This window comes from Caulobacter sp. GW821-FHT10A10 (genome assembly GCF_059415745.1).
Map to the genome: position 1 here is coordinate 621,281 of NZ_JBWKNV010000002.1, position 16,364 is coordinate 637,644.

Genomic DNA, 16,364 nt, shown 5'->3' on the forward strand with positions numbered 1-16,364 from the left:
GTCCAGATGGCCTACGACGTGCTGGAAGTGAAGCCGATGACCCGCCGGATCGGCGCCGAGGTGTTCGGCGTCGACCTGGGCCAGCCGCTGTCGAACCGGCAGTTCGAGGAGCTGCACCAGGCCCTGACCCAGTACCAGGTGCTGTTCTTCCGCGACCAGCAGATGACCCACGACGCCCACAAGGCCCTGGGCCGCAAGTTCGGGCCGCTGGCCATTCATTCGGGCGTGCCGGGCCTGGCCGACCATCCCGAGGTGGTGGCCATCCACGCCGATGAAAACTCGAAATTCGTGGCCGGCGAGAGCTGGCACTCCGACCTGACCTGCGATCCCGAACCGCCCCTGGGCAGCATCCTGCACATGCCGGTCGTGCCCGACGACGGCGGCGACACCGTCTTCGCCAGCATGTACGCGGCCTATGACACCCTGTCGGACCGGATGAAGACCTATCTGGAGGGCCTCACCGCCGTCCACGACGCCAACCCGATCTACAAGGCGCTCTTCCCCGACCTTGACCGGCAGTACAACTGCACGGCCCACCCGGTGGTGCGCACCCACCCCGTGAGCGGCCGCAAGAGCCTGTTCGTCAATCCGTCCTACACGACCCACATCGCCGGCCTGCCCAAGGCCGAGAGCGCGGCGATCCTCGGCTATCTCTATCACCACGCCGGCAACCCGGATTTTCAGGTGCGCTTCCGCTGGCGGCCCAATTCGGTGGCCTTCTGGGACAACCGCTGCACCTGGCACCAGGCGATCTGGGACTATTTCCCCGACGTTCGCTCGGGCTTCCGCGTCACGATCGCGGGCGATCGGCCGGTCTAAAAATCCCTCTCTCATGGAGAGAGGGAGGGGCCCGCGCCGCAAGGCGTGGGAGGGTGAGAGGGTACGCCGTTAGCCGGAGAGGCTGGGCGGCTCATCAATTCACCGCCTTCCTCGCCCTTGTGGCGAGGACCCATGGCCGGGCCAGGCTGTGCATCCTCGGAGGGGCGCCGCCGGCGTGGTCGCGCGGTTGCCAAGATCTGAGCGACTGAACACTGGACCCTAGGCACAAGGCCTAGGGAGGCGGTGGTGGGCAAGGCTCGCGCTTCGTCCGGAGAGTTTGTCACCTCTCACCCTCCCACCGCTGCGCGGCGGGCCCCTCCCTCTCTCAAAGAGAGAGGGATCGACTACTTCCGCCGGAAGTCGGCCGTTCTCTTGGCCATGAAGGCCGCGATCGCTTCCTTGTGGTCGGCGCTGGCGATCAAGGCCGGCAGTTCCTCTTCCACGTAGGATTTTCCATCGACGATCCGCTTGGTTGCCTCCACGGCCAGCGGGGCGCAGGCGGAGATGGCTTCGGCCAGCTTCATGGCCTCGCGCAGCAGGGTGGCCGGCGTGTGGACGGCGGTGACGATCCCGTCGAACAGGGCGCGGGCCGGATCGAACTTCGCGCCCGTCAGCAGGTGGGCCTTGGCGCGGGCGGCGCCGATCAGTTTGGGCAGTCGCGTCGCTGAGGCCACCAGGCCGATATTGACGCCCGAGGCGGCGAACACCGCCCGGTCGCTGGCCAGGCGGATGTCGCAGGCCAAAGCCAGCTCCAGCCCGCCGCCGAAGCACCAGCCGTCGATGGCGGCGATGGTCGGCACGCGCAGGGCCTCGACCCAGTCCATCAGCCGGTTGAAGTCCTCGACCGCCGCCAGGGCCTCGTCGCCGCGCACGGCCGCCTCGCGCAGATCATCGCCGGCGCAGAACACCGCCCCCCGGCCGGTCAGCACCACGGCGCGCACGTCGTCGTCGGTGGCGATCTCGTCCAGGGCTCGGACCAGCTGGGCCCGCAGGGGCAGGCTCAGGGCGTTGGCCGGCGGGGCGTCCAGCTCCAGGAGGATGATCGAGCCCGTGGGGCGCGAGACGTGCAGCATCGGGGGGATGGTCGGCGTCATGCCCGCAACCTCGCCCGGCGCGGCGCGAATGGGAAGCACGCAACCTCAGGCTCGGCAGGTGGTTTCATGTGCAACCATGCTGCGACGCACAAGGATTCCGCTTGCCAGATCCGAAGGCTTGTCACAGCCTCAGGCGTACCGGCCTGCCGAGCGTGGCCGGAGAACACGATAAGAACGACGGCCCGGCGGCGCGTTTTTCGTATGCGCCGAACCGTACCGCGGAGCGCAATCAGTCCTTTCGGCGTTCATGTTGCAGCGCCGAAGAGCCGGGGCCAAGAGCCGGGGAGTGAGATGGATACCGCGACCCTCGCGACCACTGCGTCGCCTGTCAAAGACCTCTACGAGATCGGCGAGATCCCGCCGCCCTTCCACGTGCCCAAGTCGATGTACGCCTGGACGATCCGCAAGGAGCGCCACGGCCCGCCGGGCTCGGCCATGCAGGTCGAGGTGGTGCCGACCTGGGAGATCGGCGAGGACGAGGTGCTGGTCCTCGTGATGGCCGCCGGCGTCAACTACAACGGCATCTGGGCCGCCCTGGGCGAACCGATCAGCCCGCTCGACGGCCACAAGCATCCCTTCCACGTCGCCGGCTCCGACGCCTCCGGCATCGTCTGGGCGGTGGGCGCCAAGGTGAAGCGCTGGAAGCTGGGCGACGAGGTCGTCATCCACTGTAACCAGGACGACGGCGACGACGAGGAGTGCAACGGCGGCGACCCGATGTACTCGTCCAGCCAGCGCATCTGGGGCTATGAGACGCCGGACGGCAGCTTCGCCCAGTTCTGCCGCGTGCAGTCGCGCCAGCTGATGCCCAGGCCCCGCCACCTGACCTGGGAAGAGGCGGCCTGCTACACCCTGACCCTGGCGACCGCCTACCGCATGCTGTTCGGCCACAAGCCGCACGAGCTGAAGCCCGGCCAGAACGTGCTGGTCTGGGGCGCCTCGGGCGGCCTCGGCGTCTTCGCCGTGCAGCTGGCGGCGGTGGCCGGCGCCAACGCCATCGGCGTGGTCAGCGACGACGACAAGCGTGAGTTCGTACTGTCGATGGGCGCCAAGGCGGTGCTGAACCGTAAGGAATTCAACTGCTGGGGCCAGCTGCCAAAGGTCAACGGCCCCGAATTCTCCGACTACATGAAGGAGAGCCGCAAGTTCGGCAAAGCCATCTGGCAGATCACGGGAAACAAGGACGTCGACCTGGTGTTCGAGCACCCGGGGGAGTCGACCTTCCCGGTGTCGGTGTTCGTGGTGAAGCGCGGCGGCATGGTCGCCATCTGCGCCGGCACCAGCGGCTTCAACCTGACCATGGACGCCCGCTTCCTGTGGATGCGCCAGAAGCGCGTGCAGGGCAGCCACTTCGCCAACCTGATGCAGGCCAGCGCCGCCAACCAGCTGGTCATCGACCGCCGCGTCGATCCCTGCCTGTCGGAAGTGTTCCCCTGGGACGACATCCCCGCCGCCCACGAGAAGATGCTGGCCAACCAGCATCTGCCCGGCAACATGGGCGTGCTGGTCTGCGCCCAGCGCCCGGGCCTGCGCACCTTCGAGGAGGTGCAGGAACTGGCCGGGGAGGGGTGATCCCCCACCGCCGTCATCCCGGAAAGCGCGCAGCATTTATCCGGGACCCAGGGGCCGCCGCACCGCGTCGCCGCCGACGCCGGGAGCCAGCCGACCCGCCGGCGCCCAGTCCCCTGGGTCCCGGCTCTACGCTGCGCTGCGGCCGGGATGACGAATTTGGTGTGGCGCGAGAATGAAGCGCCTGCGTCCAAGACGTGGCAGCCGGAACCGCGTCCCTCTGCTTCCAGTTTCGCCTCTGAAGGAGCATCGCCCATGACCGACATCACCTACACCATCGTCGAGCACGACGGCGGCTGGGCCTACAAGCTGGGCGCGGTGTTCTCCGAGACCTTCCCCAGCCATGACGCCGCCCTTGCCGCCGCCAAGCGCGCGGCCGGCGAGCAGAAGGTGGCGGGCGACACGGTCGGCATCACCTACGAGGACGAGCGCGGCCAGTGGCGCGAGGAGCTGTCGGACGGCCATGACCGTCCGACAACGCACGTGAAGGGGTAGGGGGCTTTCTCCCAATCTCCCGTCATTCCCGCCCTTGTGGCGGGAAACCCTGGTTCCGCTCGCAAGTGAAGCGCCAGCGGACTGCTCGGCAGTCCGCCCCATCCGCCCTTGCGGCTGTCAGAGGGGTTCCCGCCACAAGGGCGGGAATGACGGGAAGGGTAGGGAATAGGCAGTTCTAAATTTCGATCCATCGCGTATCGAAATGGGGATTGGCAACCACGCCGCCCCGTCGCACAGTCGCGTCCTGACATTCGCGGAGGGGCGTCATGGGGTGGAAGAGCAAGGTCGCGCTGGGCACGGTCGGCGTCGTCGCGGTGCTGGCTGGGGTGGTCTTGGTGCGCACGGCGACCTTCAAGCCCCCCGCCCCGGCGGGTGATGTCCCCCTGGCCGCCGCCCGTCCGTTCGACGCCGCCAAGGCCGCCGCCCACCTGGGCGAGGCCGTCCGCTTCCAGACGGTCAGCCACCAGGACGCCGCCGAGAACGACCTGTCCCAGTGGGACGCTCTGCACGCCTGGCTTCGGACCACCTATCCCGCCGCCCACAAGGCCATGACCCGTGAGGTCGTCGGCGGCCACGCCCTGATCTACACCTGGAGAGGCTCGGACCCGTCGCTGCCGCCGCTGGTGCTGATGGCCCACCAGGACGTGGTGCCGGTCACCCCCGGCACCGAGAAGGACTGGAAGCATCCGCCGTTCGCCGGCGTGGTGGCCGACGGCGCGGTCTGGGGGCGCGGCTCGGTCGACGACAAGGGTTCCTTGATCGGCCTGTTCGAAGCGGTCGACGGCCTGGCCGCCGCCGGCTTCGCCCCCAAGCGCACCGTGATCATCGCCAGCGGCCATGACGAGGAGGTCGGCGGCGCCGGCGCCCGGGCCGTGGCGGCGACGCTGAAGGCGCGCGGGGTCAAGGCCTGGTTCGTGCTCGACGAGGGCATGGTGGTGGTGGCCGACAACCCGGTCACCCAGGGCCCGGCGGCGATCATCGGCGTGGCCGAGAAGGGCTATGGCACGATGCGGATCACCGCCCCGGCCCCGGGCGGCCACTCCTCGACCCCGCCGGCCCAGACCGGGGTGACCACCCTGGCCCGCGCCGTGCTGGCCATCGCCGACCATCCGCATCCGATGAAGTTCGAAGGCCCCGGCGCCGACATGCTGAAGGCCCTGGCCCCCAGCGCCTCGCCGGTGGTGAAGATGGCGGCGGCCAACACCTGGCTGTTCTCGCCGCTGCTGATCAAGCAGACGGCTCGCTCGCCGGCCGGGGCGGCCATGCTGCACACCACCACGGCCCCGACCATGCTGAAGGGCTCGCCCAAGGACAACGTCCTGCCGCAGGACGCCACGGCCTGGATCAACTACCGCATCGCGCCGGGCGACACCGCGCAGGCCGTGATGGCACGCGCCAGGAAGGCGGTCGGCGACCTGCCGGTGACCTTCGCCTGGGAGCGGGCGCCCAACGATCCCTCGCCGGTCTCGTCGACCGCGTCGGGCGGCTGGAAGACCCTGGCCTCGCTGGCCGGGAACGAGAGCGGCGCGCCGGTCGCCCCGGGGCTCGTGATCGCCGCCACCGACAGCCGCTTCATGTCGCCGATCGCCGACGACATCTACCGCTTCCAGCCGATCACCCTGTCGATGGACGGCACCAAGATGATCCACGGCACCAACGAGCACATGACCGTGGCCAACCTCGAAGAGATGGTGCGGTTCTACCAGCGGCTGGTGGAGACGGCGGGGCGCTGACACCTCTTCCGTAAAATCCCCGCGAAAGCGGGGACCCAGGTGTTTTATCGTCGAGCGCCGCGGGTTGCAGAAAAAGCCTGGGTCCCCGCTTTCGCGGGGATTTTACGGGTAAGGGGTCGCGCGGACTTAAAACGCCAACGGACTGGCGCTAGAACCGCCCCATGCCAGCAGACGACGCTCCCGCCGCGACCAAGACCGCCAAGGCCCCGCCCGCCAAGTTCGGCAAGGGCTTCCTGTTCGACGCCTGGTACTACGCGGCCCTGTCGCGCGAGGTGAAGACCGGCAAGCTCGTCCGCTACGAGATCCTCGGCGAGCCGGTGCTGGTCAGCCGCGGCAAGGACGGCAAGGTGTTCGCGATCCGCGACGTCTGCCCGCACCGCGCCGCGCCCCTGTCGGGTGGCAAGCTGACGCAGGAAGCCGACGGCCGCTCCAGCGTAGAATGCCCCTATCACGGCTGGCGGTTCGGCTCGGACGGCGTCTGCGCGTCGATCCCGTCGCTGACCGGCGATCAGAGCCTGGAGGTCTCGCGCATCCGCGTGCGGCGCTATCCGGCGGCCGAGAGCCAGGGGATGGTGTTCGTCTGGATCAGCGGCGACCCGCGCTTCGACGGCGAGCCGCCCGAGCCGCCGCCGTCCTTCCCCGGCGTGGTCGGCGGCGACGCCAAGATCGTCGACTCGATGATCTTCGAGACCCACATGGACCACGCGGTGGTCGGGCTGATGGACCCCACCCATGCGCCTTACGTGCACGAGGCCTGGTGGGCCCGCTCGTCCAAACGCCAGTCGGAGAAGACCAAGGTCTTCGCGCCTTCTCCGGAAGGGTTCGTCATGCGCCGCCACGGGCGCAGCAAGGCCAACCGCCTGTACGACATCCTCGGCGGCGCGCCCGAAATCGAGATCACCTTCCGCCTCCCCGGCTATCGCTGGGAGCACATCGTGGTCGGCAAGCGTCAGGTGCTGGCCCTGACCTGCCTGACGCCGCTGACCGAGACCAGCACGCGGATCAGCCAGCTGATCTGGTCGGACCATCCGGTGATGATGTTCCGCGCCCTGATCGCCCCCTTCGCCCGCGAGTTCCTGCGCCAGGACGGCCGCATGGTGAACCTGCAGAACGAGGGGCTGAAGTACGACCCGGCCCTGATCTGGATCGACGACGCCGACACCCAGGCCAAGTGGTACCAGCAGCTGAAGCGCGAATGGACCGCCAGCCGCGCCGAGGGTCGCCCCTTCGTCAACCCGGTCAAGGAAACCACGCTGAAGTGGCGCAGCTGACGGCTGCCTGGCTGACGCTTTTCCGGCGGCGCCTCGTCGCCGTCCTGACGACCCTGCCCGACGCGGCCGGCTGGCGGTGGTGCGCGGTGGCGGCCGTGATCTGCGGCGCGCTGATGGCGGCGATCGGCTTTTCGAGCGGCCTCTATCGCCTGACCGAGACCGCGCCGGGTTTGATGATCCGTGTGCTGATCGTGTGGATCGTGCCGGCGCTGGGTGAGGAGATTCCGTTCCGGGGCCTGCTGCTGCCCGGCCGCGAGGAGACCCGGCGGCCCTGGCTGTGGGTCGCCGTCTCCACCGCGCTTTACGTGGCCTGGCATCCGTTCGAGACCCTGACCTTCCTGCCGCACGCGACGACGTTCCTGCGCTGGGACTTCCTGCTGTGCACGGCGGTCCTGGGGCTTTCCTGCGCCCTGATGCGGCTGCGGACGGGCTCGCTGTGGCCGGCGGTGCTGCTGCATGGCGGCTTCGTGATCGTGTGGCAGACCTGGCTCGGCGGGGTCAGCGCGCTGGGGTGAGGGGGTATTTCCACTGCACCCTAAGTTCGTCATCCCGGAAAGCCCGCAGGGCTTATCCGGGACCCAGGGGGACTGGGCGCGGCGCCTAGGTTCACCGCCCCGGCGTTGGCCGACGCTGTGCGACCGCCCCTGGGTCCCGGCTCTACGCTTCGCTTCGGCCGGGATGACGGGGCAGGGAGCTCAAACGCGAAAAGCCCGCCTGGCCAGGGGGGATGGGCCAGGCGGGCTCGCACGGAGCGCGCGGGGACGGGGTTGGGGGCGCGCCCCTAGCGTTCGTTAGGCGCGGTAGACGTAGGCGCTCGAGACGTAGCCGACGCCGACGCCGTTCTGGCCGACCAGGATCCACTTGCCGTCGCCGGTGCGGCCCAGGGCCTGGAAGGTCTCGCCGGTGACGACCGAGCCGACGCGCTGGCCGCGGGTCGAGGCCGAGGCGCGCAGGTTCAGGTTCGAGCGGGCGACGTACTTGCCGCTGATCTTGGTCATCGGCGCGGCGTCGATGTTGTGCGAGATGCGGATGCCGTTGCTGGTCTTGTAGGCCCCGCCGACGTCGTTGCGGGCGTCCTTCTTCTGCATGTTGCAGCCGACGTAGGAGCCGGCGCCCGCGCCGACCACGGCGCCGATGGCGGTGCCCGTGCCACGGTCGTTCTTGGCCAGGTTCGAGCCGGCGACGGCGCCCAGCAGGCCGCCGATCACGGCGCCGGTTTCCTGCTTCTTGCCCGAGGCCTCGCAGCCGACGACGCCGCCCAGGCGCTGTTCGACGGCGTTGGCGGCCGGGGCCGCGGCCATGGTGAAGGCGGTGGCGGCGGCGGCGATGGTCAGACCGATGGTCTTCAGAGTGGTGGTCTTTTGCATGGCGAGAGTCCTTCGTCCCTTATGATTTTGCCGGGGCGCGTCGGCCCCGTGAGACGCAACATGGCAGGGCGAAGCTGAACCGAGCCGTCAGGTCGTTCGACAGAATTCGTTCATGTTGAAATTTTTTCGGGGCGACCAGTGGAACGGGCTTGGGGCATTTGTTCCGAGGCAAGCTACGCGGCGGTGAAAAACGGACATTTCGAGCGGAGGTGCTTTGCGTTTGTGGCGATCGCTGCTTTGCTCGCCGAGGGGGCAAGCATGATCGAAATTCATCCGAAGGACGAGTTGTACGGCATTACGCGACGAGACCTGCCCGTGGCGTTTCTCGTAGGATCCGCAGTCTCGTTTCAGGACGGCAAGGGCGTTCCGAACGTCAAAGGAATGATCGAGGCGGCCCGTCGCGAAATCGAAGACCGGGGACGCTCGTTTCGCGAGAAGAAAGAGTTCCTCGAACGCTTCGAGGAAAGGCTGAGACGCAGCGAGGCTCCAGGCGACCAGTACCGAAACACGATGAGCTTCATCAATGGCTCATTCGGTCCCGAAAGTATCGAGAAAATTCTCAATCGCGCCGTCCGCAGTGCTCGTCTCCCCGGCGCACCCGATAATTTCATTGACGACGGATGTCCTGACGATTGGCTTCTGACGGCAGGCGTGACTCAATTGGCGAGCCTTTGTCGGCACGTGGAGCAGTTTCCAGGCCCCATTCTCACGACGAACTTCGATCCGTTCATTTCACTGGCGCTAAGGCAAAAAGGCCTGGTGCCGAGGAAGCGCGTACTTGATGGCGATGGTGAGTTTTATCGCCTAGCCGAGATGGAGCGGGGTGAAGTCGAGATTGTTCATTTGCATGGATATTGGCGTCTTAGCGATACGCTCCATACGCAAGGCCAATTGATGCGTGATAGGCCGATCCTGAAAGCTTCGCTTTCGCGTCTGCTGCAACAGAGAAACCTCCTGGTGGTCGGCTACAGCGGCTGGGACGACGTCGTGACTACCGCTCTTTCCGAGATGTCGAGAAGCGAGAGTTTAAAGCTGAACATCCTGTGGTGCTTCCGGGAAGAAAATCAGCGGATCATCAACGAAAAATACCAGGACCTATTCACTAAGCTCAGGCCCTATATAGATCGCGGCCGTTTCGTTGCTTACGGCGGTGTTGACGTACATACGATCTTCGGGGAGCTATCCGCCAGGATGGAACTAGCGGACGATCGGGCCGACAACGTCGAAAAGGCGCCGCGCGAACAGGTGATTACGGAGCCTGCCGCCGTGCCGGTGCCGGTGGTTCCCGTGCCGGAACGCTCCTTGCCGGCCAAGCCGAAAATATCTGGGCGCAAGGAGATCGGAGCTCCGCCGCCTCTTGGCGCCACCGGTTGGCGCGTGATCACCACCGAGGATCTCGAACAGCTACAGGAACTCAGCCAGACGGCGCTCCGCCAGTTTTTCGATGGTTCCCCTCCTGATTGGCGACATGGCAGGTCAACGCTCATAGCGAGACGTAGCAAGGCGGACGAGTTGTCCAAAAGGCTGCGAGTGCTGGCGCGAAACGGAGGGCGCTGCGTGATGCAGGCCATCGTGGCCGCGAGCGGGGAAGGAAAGTCGACGCTTCTTTATCAAACGGCGGCCGATCTGTGTCAGCGCGGCTGGACGGTCTTATGGCGGGAGCGGACGGACAGCGCCCTTTCGCCCGAGACGCTGATGTCCCTTGATGCGGCAAAACACATTCTAGTGGTCGTCGATGACGCCGAGAACATTTGCAAGGATGTACTGGTTTGCGCCCAGGCTCTTGCGGAACGGGAACAGTCGAATGTGACCTTCCTGTTGGCGGCTCGGGATATCGACTGGATCTCGCAGGGCTGCGGCAAGCTGGTCTTCGAGGCTCAGCTGACCAAGGAACCCGATGCGGTGCTGCGAGGCATTGACCCTTCGGAAGCCAATGCCGTCATCCATGCCTGGAGCAGCGCCAAGGCGCTGGGTGACGGCCCTGTGGAAAGGGCAGGGTCCCATCGGCATCGCGTGGAACTGTTGCTACGCGCGGTCGAGGGGCGGCCTGAGATTGACCGGCTATCCTTCTATGGAGGTCTTCTCAGCGTTAGGTACGATGCGGCGGGCCTTCGCAGGCACGTGCAGTTGATGCTGGAACGCTTGCGGTCTGTTCAGATTGAAGGAACGACACACACGTTGTTCGATGCCTTGTTGTACGTGGCCTCGCCGCACGCGGTCGGCATCGCAGGCGTGCAGCGGGACGTGCTGGCGGATCTCTTGGGCGTCAATCGTCATCAGATCATGCATAGGGTCGTAAAGCGTCTCGGTGAAGAAGCGGCCGCCATCATGCATGGTGGGCAGATTACGACCCGGCACGCTCACGTGGCGGTCGCTATTATCACAGTCGCCGAAAAGGCATTCTATTCCGATCTGGGCGAGTTGTGGCGCAATCTTGTGCGCCAGACGATCGATACCGGAGAGACGACGCTCATAAAGACTTATAATAGCATGTTGCACGCTGGGCCGGTGTTGGTCGAAGGCCTGCCATCCGATTTCGATAAGGAGACACGCAAGACCATCGCTCTACAAGCCGCAGAGCAAGCGGCCGAACAGAAGAATGTCTCACTGGGCTGCACGGTTACCCTCGCCCACACCATGAGGCTGCTCGATATGTCAGGTGAAGCAGCGGAGCTCTGCCGGGGGGCTCTTCCCGATATTCAGCGAAGACAGGATTATCGACGGATTTACCGGGGTTTCCTCACGGAATGGGGCATCGCCGAAGGAAAGCGTGACAGGAGCGGGCTCGGCGCCATCCGGGACGGCTGGCTGCTGGCGGTATCGCTGGCTGATGACGCCACGATCGAAGACCTGACCAGCCTGCGTATCGCGAACAGCCTGTCGGGGCTGGGCGTCGTCACGAACCGGTTGGTCGCGTCTTATCCTCAGGAATACGGTGCTGTGTTCATGGCGGCGATCTATCTGATGAAGCTTGCTCAGCTCAGCGGGGCGGAAAGCGAGAATCTGCGCCGCTACCAGCGCGAAGGGCATCGATTGCAGCTCCAGCCGGCCAATAGCGTCGCGCAGGCCTTATCGTGGTTGCAAGCGGCCGCGACGTCCTGGCGGGAAGAGCTTTCCGATCCTTTGCTCGAAAGGCTGTGCGGGCCAGAAGATCTCACGTTCAACGGGCTGTTCAGGGCGCTCCACTAGGCGGTGTGCCGCGCGCAACCGCATGCTGCGTCGCGGCATTGCTCGCAGGTGCGAAAGAGATCAGAGTGCCGGAAAAGAAAAGTACGGCGCAGGGGAGTTCGAGAGCCATGACCGACGCGGTCGCCCAGGAGTCCAAGTCCCTGATCCTTCCCGGCCTGACCGGTCTGCTGCGCGAAGCGGCGACCTCGGCGCAGCTGTTCGTGGCCGAGGCCAAGCCAGCCGTGAAGGCGGCCGTCAGCGGCGAGAACGGCAAGATCGACCGCAAGCTGGCGGACGCCCAGCAGCACGCCGTGCATGGTTTTGGCTGGTACGCCGCCTATGCCGAGCTGATGAACCAGGTCGCCGGCTGGGCCGAGCGGCTGGAAGGCGAGGGGCGGTTCGGCGAGATCGAGGCCCTGCTGGCCCAGCTTCTGTTCAGTGAATACGCCGCCCAGCTGATCGGTGGCGTGCCGATGAATCAGGGCGAGATCGTGCGCCCCGCCCACCTGGTCACCGACCGCGCCGTCATGAACCGCCTGTTTTCGAACGGCATCATGAAGCTGATGGTCGAGGGCGGGACCCAAGCGGTGAAGACCCGCGTCGCCCAGCGCCTGGCCGAGGCTCGGGGGCGTCCTACGCTCGAGCATACCGGTCTCGACGAGACCTTCGAGATGATCCGCGACCAGTTCCACGCCTTCGCCGAGGAGAAGGTCACGCCCTTCGCCCACGACTGGCACCTGAAGGACCAGCTGATCCCGATCGAGCTGGTCGAGGAACTGGGCGCGCTGGGCGTGTTCGGCCTGACCATCCCGGAGGAATACGGCGGCAGCGGCATGGGCAAGACGGCCATGTGCGTGGTCTCCGAAGAGCTGTCGCGGGCCTGGATCGGCGTCGGCTCGCTGGCCACCCGCTCGGAGATCGCCGGCGAGCTGATCCTGACCGGCGGCACGGAGGAGCAGAAGCAATACTGGCTGCCCAAGATCGCCAGCGCCGAGATCCTGCCGACGGCCGTCTTCACCGAGCCGAATACGGGCTCGGACCTCGGGTCCCTGCGCACCCGCGCGGTGCTGGAGGGCGACCGGTACGTGGTGACCGGGAACAAGACCTGGATCACCCACGCCGCCCGCGCCGACGTCATGACCCTGCTTGTGCGCACCGATCCGGCCACCACCGACTATCGCGGCCTGTCCATGCTGCTGGCCCCCAAGCCGCGCGGCGTCGAAGGCGACGACTTCCCGGCCCAGGGCATGAGCGGCGGCGAGATCGGCGTCATCGGCTATCGCGGCATGAAGGAATACGAGCTGGGCTTCGACGGTTTCGCCGTGCCGGCCGAGAACCTGCTGGGCGGCGTGCCGGGCCAGGGCTTCAAGCAGTTGATGGCCACCTTCGAGAGCGCCCGCATCCAGACGGCCGCTCGCGCGGTGGGCGTGGCCCAGGCGGCGCTGGAGGTCGGGCTGTCCTACGCGCTGGACCGCAAGCAGTTCGGCGACGCGATTTTCGCCTTCCCCCGGGTGCACAACAAGCTGGCCATGATGGCGGCCGAGATCATGGGCGTGCGCCAGCTGACCTATTTCGCCGCCCGCCAGAAGGACGAGGGCAAGCGCTGCGACCTGGAGGCCGGCATGGCCAAGCTGATCGCCGCCCGCGTCGCCTGGGCCGCCGCCGACAACGCCCTGCAGATCCACGGCGGCAACGGCTTCGCCATGGAATACGCCGCCAGCCGCCTGCTGGCCGACGCCCGCATCCTCAACATCTTCGAGGGGGCGGGGGAGATCCAGGCGCAGGTGATCGCGCGGCGGCTGCTGGAAGACGGGAACTAGGGTCCTTCTCCCCTTGCGGGAGAAGGTGGCGGCCGAAGGCCGACGGATGAGGGGGCTCTCAGACTTGAGACGCCTCACCCGGCCTGGACACCGCACCAGCTTCGATTTCTGAGAGACCCCTCACCCGACCCCGCTCCGCGGGGCCACCCTCTCCCGCAAGGGGAGAGGGATCCTACGCCCGAGGCGTCCAGCCGTTGGCGATCAGGCCGATCTGGCGGTCCATGGCCGCCGACATCGTCGCGGCGTCGGCGCCTTGGGCGGCCGCCAGGCGGTAGTTGGAGGCGTAGCAGGCCTTCAGCACTTCCACGGTCAGGGCGAAGTCGAGGTCGGGGCGCACGTCGCCGCGGCCGACGCCGTCGCGCAGCACCATCTCCAGCATGTCGGCCAGGTGTTCGTTGCGGCCGTAGGGGGTGACCCCCGGGTCGTTGGTCGGGCTGTAGGAGGCCGCGATGTGGGCCAGGAACAGCCGCACGCGCCGCGTCTCGAACTCGTAGTGGATGGCGAAGATCGAGCACAGTCGATCGGCCGTGGTTCCGCGCAGGAACGGCAGCACCCGGTCGAACTCGGCATAAAGATCGCCGAGCCGCCGCTGCATCACATGGCTGAGCACCTCGGCCTTGGAGGCGAAGGTCGTGAAGACGCTGCCCACCGACACGCCCGCCCGTTCGGCGATGGCGCGGATGGTCGTCTCTTCGTAGCCGGTCTCGTTGAACAGGTCGCGCGCGGCCTCGAGCACGCGCTCGCGCGTCGCCTGTTTCTGTTCGTCACGTACGCCCACGCAGTTCCCCCTCCGGACACGCAGCGCTGATTGCACATCGACCCGAACGCCCGACCCCAACGGACGTCCGCATCGTCATTCTTTTCGTTGGCCTGGTCGACCGGGGGACGATCCGCCCCCCGGCGGGACCGTCCTCAGGCGCGCGCGCCGGCGAGGATCAGCGTGAGCTGTTCGCGCAGGTGAGCCACCAGGTTCTCGACCGTCCAACCGTCGAAGACGGCGCGGCGATAGTTGGCCACATACACGTCCCAGGCGATCTCGGCCACGAGTTTCGTGTTGACGTCGGCCTTCAGTTCGCCGGCCTTCACGCCGCGCTCCAGGGCGTCGTTGATCAGGGCGAACAGGTGCTTGATGTCGCCGCGGGCGCGCTTCTCGGCGGCGTCCGAACGGGTCCAGGAAACGGCGATGCTGGCTTGCAGCAGCGGCAGTTGCTCCAGGTGGAAGCTGTAGGCGACGCCGAACAGGCCCAGCAGGGCGTCAGCGACGTTCTCGCCGTCGCGAGCGGCCTGCTTCATCTGGGCGTAGATGACTTCGTAGTCGGCGGTCAGGATCTCGTCGAACAGCTCGCTCTTGTCCGAGAAGCTGGCGAACACCGCGCCGGTCGACATGCCGGCGGCCTGGGCGATGTCACGGATCGTGGCGCCCTCGTAGCCGCGCTCGCTGAACAGCTGGCGGGCGGCCGACAGGACACGCTCGCGGGTGCGCTGCTTGGCGAGCGCCCGGCGGGTCAGCTTCACCGGGGTTTCGGAACCGGACTCGATGTTGACGGAAACAAAGCTCATGCGGCGGCCTCCAGGCGGGCGAGCGCGGCTTCAGCGCGCTTTTCAAATTCGATGCAGTACTCGTCGACGACGTTTTGAAGGACGTCGGCGTAGCGGCGGGCGAGATCGCGGCCGTCTTGGGCGGCGTCGCGAAGGTCGATGATCAGTTGGCGGACTTCCGCCAGGGCTTCTTCCCGTTCGGAGGGAGCCGCGGTGAGCCGGGCGCTCTGCGACATGTCGTCTTCTCTCCAGACCGACCGCGGAAACAAACTGCGCTGAACGATCCGCGGCTGGGTGTCGATCATGTTCAACGAACGCGCACTGTGAATTCAAGTGGGGGCGTCTACCCTTGTGCGCAAGGGATTTCAACCCACAAATATAGCCAAAATCGATGAACCTTGGCTGGTTTTCGTTCTATGGTAGCGCTCATCGTCCGTCGATGCGACAAATGCACTCAACGAACGCACTCGCCGAACGTGTTCTGTGAACTTTGGGGTGAGTTGGCTGTGCTGGCGTTCCCTGGAGGCCCGCCATCGAAATTTGGAGGGTGACGGCCGCCGAAATCGTTTCGATTTCGGCTGTCACCCTCTAGGTTGGCGCCATGGCCAACCTGTTTCAGATCCTGATCCCCGTCGCCCTGTTCGCCGTGCTGGCGACGTTGTGCGTCGGGATCTACGCCCTGTTCCGCGGCGGCGACTTCGGCCGGTCCTATTCCAACCGGCTGATGCGGCTGCGCGTGGTGCTGCAGTTCGTCGCCGTGCTGGTGCTGGTGGCCGCCTTCTGGTGGAGCCACCGCTAGGATTCATTAGTTGGAGCATGGCGGGCGCCGAAACCGCGAACACTTTCGGCTGCCATGCTCTTGCTCTAGCCCGCTGATTTTGCAGCTTTGTTTCAGAGGGTAACCATATGGTCGTCCTGAACCGCATCTATACCCGCACGGGCGACAAGGGCTCGACGCGGCTGTCGACGGGCGAGCCGGTCAGCAAGGCCTCCCTGCGGGTCGAGGCCTATGGCGGGGTCGACGAGACCAACGCCTTCATCGGCGTCGCCCGCCAGCACGCGGGCGAGGATCTAGAGCTCGACGCCATGCTGGAGCGGATCCAGAACGACCTCTTCGATCTGGGCGCGGATCTGGCCACCCCCGAGCAGAACGAAAAGCCCGAATGGGAGCCGCTGCGCGTGGTCGAGGCCCAGGTCGAGCGTCTGGAGGCCGAGATCGACCTGATCAACGAACGTCTCTCGCCCCTGACCTCGTTCGTGCTGCCGGCGGGTTCGCCGCTGTCGGCCGCCCTGCACGTGGCCCGCACCGTCTGCCGCCGGGCCGAGCGCACCTGCGTGGCCCTGGCCGCCACCGAGGGCGAGATCGTCGGCCAGCCGGCGCTGAAATATCTCAATCGCCTGTCGGACCTCTTGTTCGTCGCCGCCCGACGCGCCAATTCCGACGGCGCGCGGGACGTGCTGTGGAAGCCCGGCGCGACGCGATAGGACC

15 protein-coding genes and 1 pseudogene are annotated in these 16,364 nt (G+C 66.6%); 10 read left to right on the plus strand and 6 right to left on the minus strand.

From position 1 onward, the window contains the following. Positions 1 to 6 precede the first annotated feature (6 nt). Positions 7 to 819 carry a TauD/TfdA dioxygenase family protein gene (locus AC07NS_RS07795; protein ID WP_494602592.1) on the plus strand — a complete coding sequence of 271 codons (813 nt, stop codon included), beginning with the start codon at positions 7 to 9 and terminating at the stop codon, positions 817 to 819. A 344-nt stretch (positions 820 to 1,163) separates the two neighbouring features. Here AC07NS_RS07795 and AC07NS_RS07800 read toward each other — a convergent pair whose 3' ends face one another. Next, positions 1,164 to 1,892: an enoyl-CoA hydratase/isomerase family protein gene (locus tag AC07NS_RS07800; protein ID WP_494602840.1), complete on the minus strand. Its 729-nt coding sequence runs from the start codon at positions 1,890 to 1,892 to the stop codon at positions 1,164 to 1,166. A gap of 312 nt (positions 1,893 to 2,204) precedes the next feature. On the opposite strand from AC07NS_RS07800, the gene ccrA reads away from it, so the two are divergent. Further along, on the plus strand, positions 2,205 to 3,485 hold the full coding sequence (gene ccrA / locus AC07NS_RS07805) for a crotonyl-CoA carboxylase/reductase (protein ID WP_494602593.1): 1,281 nt from the start codon (positions 2,205 to 2,207) through the stop codon (positions 3,483 to 3,485). A gap of 36 nt (positions 3,486 to 3,521) precedes the next feature. Here the strand turns inward: ccrA and AC07NS_RS07810 are convergent. Continuing rightward, positions 3,522 to 3,659, minus strand: a pseudogene (locus AC07NS_RS07810) (hypothetical protein). A 78-nt stretch (positions 3,660 to 3,737) separates the two neighbouring features. On the opposite strand from AC07NS_RS07810, the gene AC07NS_RS07815 reads away from it, so the two are divergent. The 4 genes from AC07NS_RS07815 to AC07NS_RS07830 all read left to right on the plus strand — a co-directional run bounded on the left by AC07NS_RS07815 (position 3,738) and on the right by AC07NS_RS07830 (position 7,496). Beyond that, positions 3,738 to 3,977, plus strand: coding sequence for a DUF2188 domain-containing protein (locus AC07NS_RS07815; protein ID WP_494602594.1), 240 nt, complete (start codon positions 3,738 to 3,740; stop codon positions 3,975 to 3,977). Between the two features lie 266 nt (positions 3,978 to 4,243). Beyond that, a complete protein-coding gene (locus AC07NS_RS07820) occupies positions 4,244 to 5,710 on the plus strand; it encodes a M20 family peptidase (RefSeq protein ID WP_494602595.1) in 1,467 nt (488 codons plus the stop codon). A gap of 161 nt (positions 5,711 to 5,871) precedes the next feature. Continuing rightward, positions 5,872 to 6,981: a Rieske 2Fe-2S domain-containing protein gene (locus AC07NS_RS07825; RefSeq protein ID WP_494602596.1), complete on the plus strand. Its 1,110-nt coding sequence runs from the start codon at positions 5,872 to 5,874 to the stop codon at positions 6,979 to 6,981. Continuing rightward, positions 6,969 to 7,496 (plus strand): CPBP family glutamic-type intramembrane protease, encoded by a 528-nt coding sequence (locus AC07NS_RS07830; protein ID WP_494602597.1) that lies wholly within the window; start codon positions 6,969 to 6,971, stop codon positions 7,494 to 7,496. Before AC07NS_RS07825 ends, AC07NS_RS07830 begins: the two co-directional genes overlap by 13 nt. Before the next feature lie 276 nt (positions 7,497 to 7,772). Here the strand turns inward: AC07NS_RS07830 and AC07NS_RS07835 are convergent, their stop codons facing one another. After that, positions 7,773 to 8,348 carry an SH3 domain-containing protein gene (locus tag AC07NS_RS07835; RefSeq protein WP_487289878.1) on the minus strand — a complete coding sequence of 192 codons (576 nt, stop codon included), beginning with the start codon at positions 8,346 to 8,348 and terminating at the stop codon, positions 7,773 to 7,775. Positions 8,349 to 8,486: 138 nt separating this feature from the next. Between AC07NS_RS07835 and AC07NS_RS07840 the strand changes: the two genes are divergently transcribed. Beyond that, entirely contained in the window at positions 8,487 to 11,537 is a 3,051-nt protein-coding gene (locus tag AC07NS_RS07840; RefSeq protein ID WP_494602598.1) for a P-loop NTPase, read from the plus strand. Positions 11,538 to 11,644: 107 nt separating this feature from the next. Continuing rightward, a complete protein-coding gene (locus tag AC07NS_RS07845; protein ID WP_494602599.1) occupies positions 11,645 to 13,336 on the plus strand; it encodes an acyl-CoA dehydrogenase family protein in 1,692 nt (563 codons plus the stop codon). Positions 13,337 to 13,508: 172 nt separating this feature from the next. On the opposite strand, the gene AC07NS_RS07850 is transcribed toward AC07NS_RS07845, so the two are convergent. From AC07NS_RS07850 to AC07NS_RS07860, 3 genes are all read right to left on the minus strand, one after another. Beyond that, entirely contained in the window at positions 13,509 to 14,114 is a 606-nt protein-coding gene (locus AC07NS_RS07850; protein WP_494602600.1) for a TetR/AcrR family transcriptional regulator, read from the minus strand. A 134-nt stretch (positions 14,115 to 14,248) separates the two neighbouring features. Further along, positions 14,249 to 14,896 (minus strand): TetR/AcrR family transcriptional regulator, encoded by a 648-nt coding sequence (locus AC07NS_RS07855; protein WP_494602601.1) that lies wholly within the window; start codon positions 14,894 to 14,896, stop codon positions 14,249 to 14,251. Next, a complete protein-coding gene (locus AC07NS_RS07860; protein WP_110119254.1) occupies positions 14,893 to 15,111 on the minus strand; it encodes a CC0731 family SpdR-regulated protein in 219 nt (72 codons plus the stop codon). The genes AC07NS_RS07855 and AC07NS_RS07860 overlap by 4 nt, the downstream gene beginning before the upstream one ends. A gap of 365 nt (positions 15,112 to 15,476) precedes the next feature. Between AC07NS_RS07860 and AC07NS_RS07865 the strand changes: the two genes are divergently transcribed. After that, positions 15,477 to 15,674 carry a twin transmembrane helix small protein gene (locus AC07NS_RS07865; protein WP_487289870.1) on the plus strand — a complete coding sequence of 66 codons (198 nt, stop codon included), beginning with the start codon at positions 15,477 to 15,479 and terminating at the stop codon, positions 15,672 to 15,674. A 107-nt stretch (positions 15,675 to 15,781) separates the two neighbouring features. Then, positions 15,782 to 16,360, plus strand: coding sequence for a cob(I)yrinic acid a,c-diamide adenosyltransferase (locus AC07NS_RS07870; protein WP_494602602.1), 579 nt, complete (start codon positions 15,782 to 15,784; stop codon positions 16,358 to 16,360). Positions 16,361 to 16,364 lie beyond the last annotated feature (4 nt).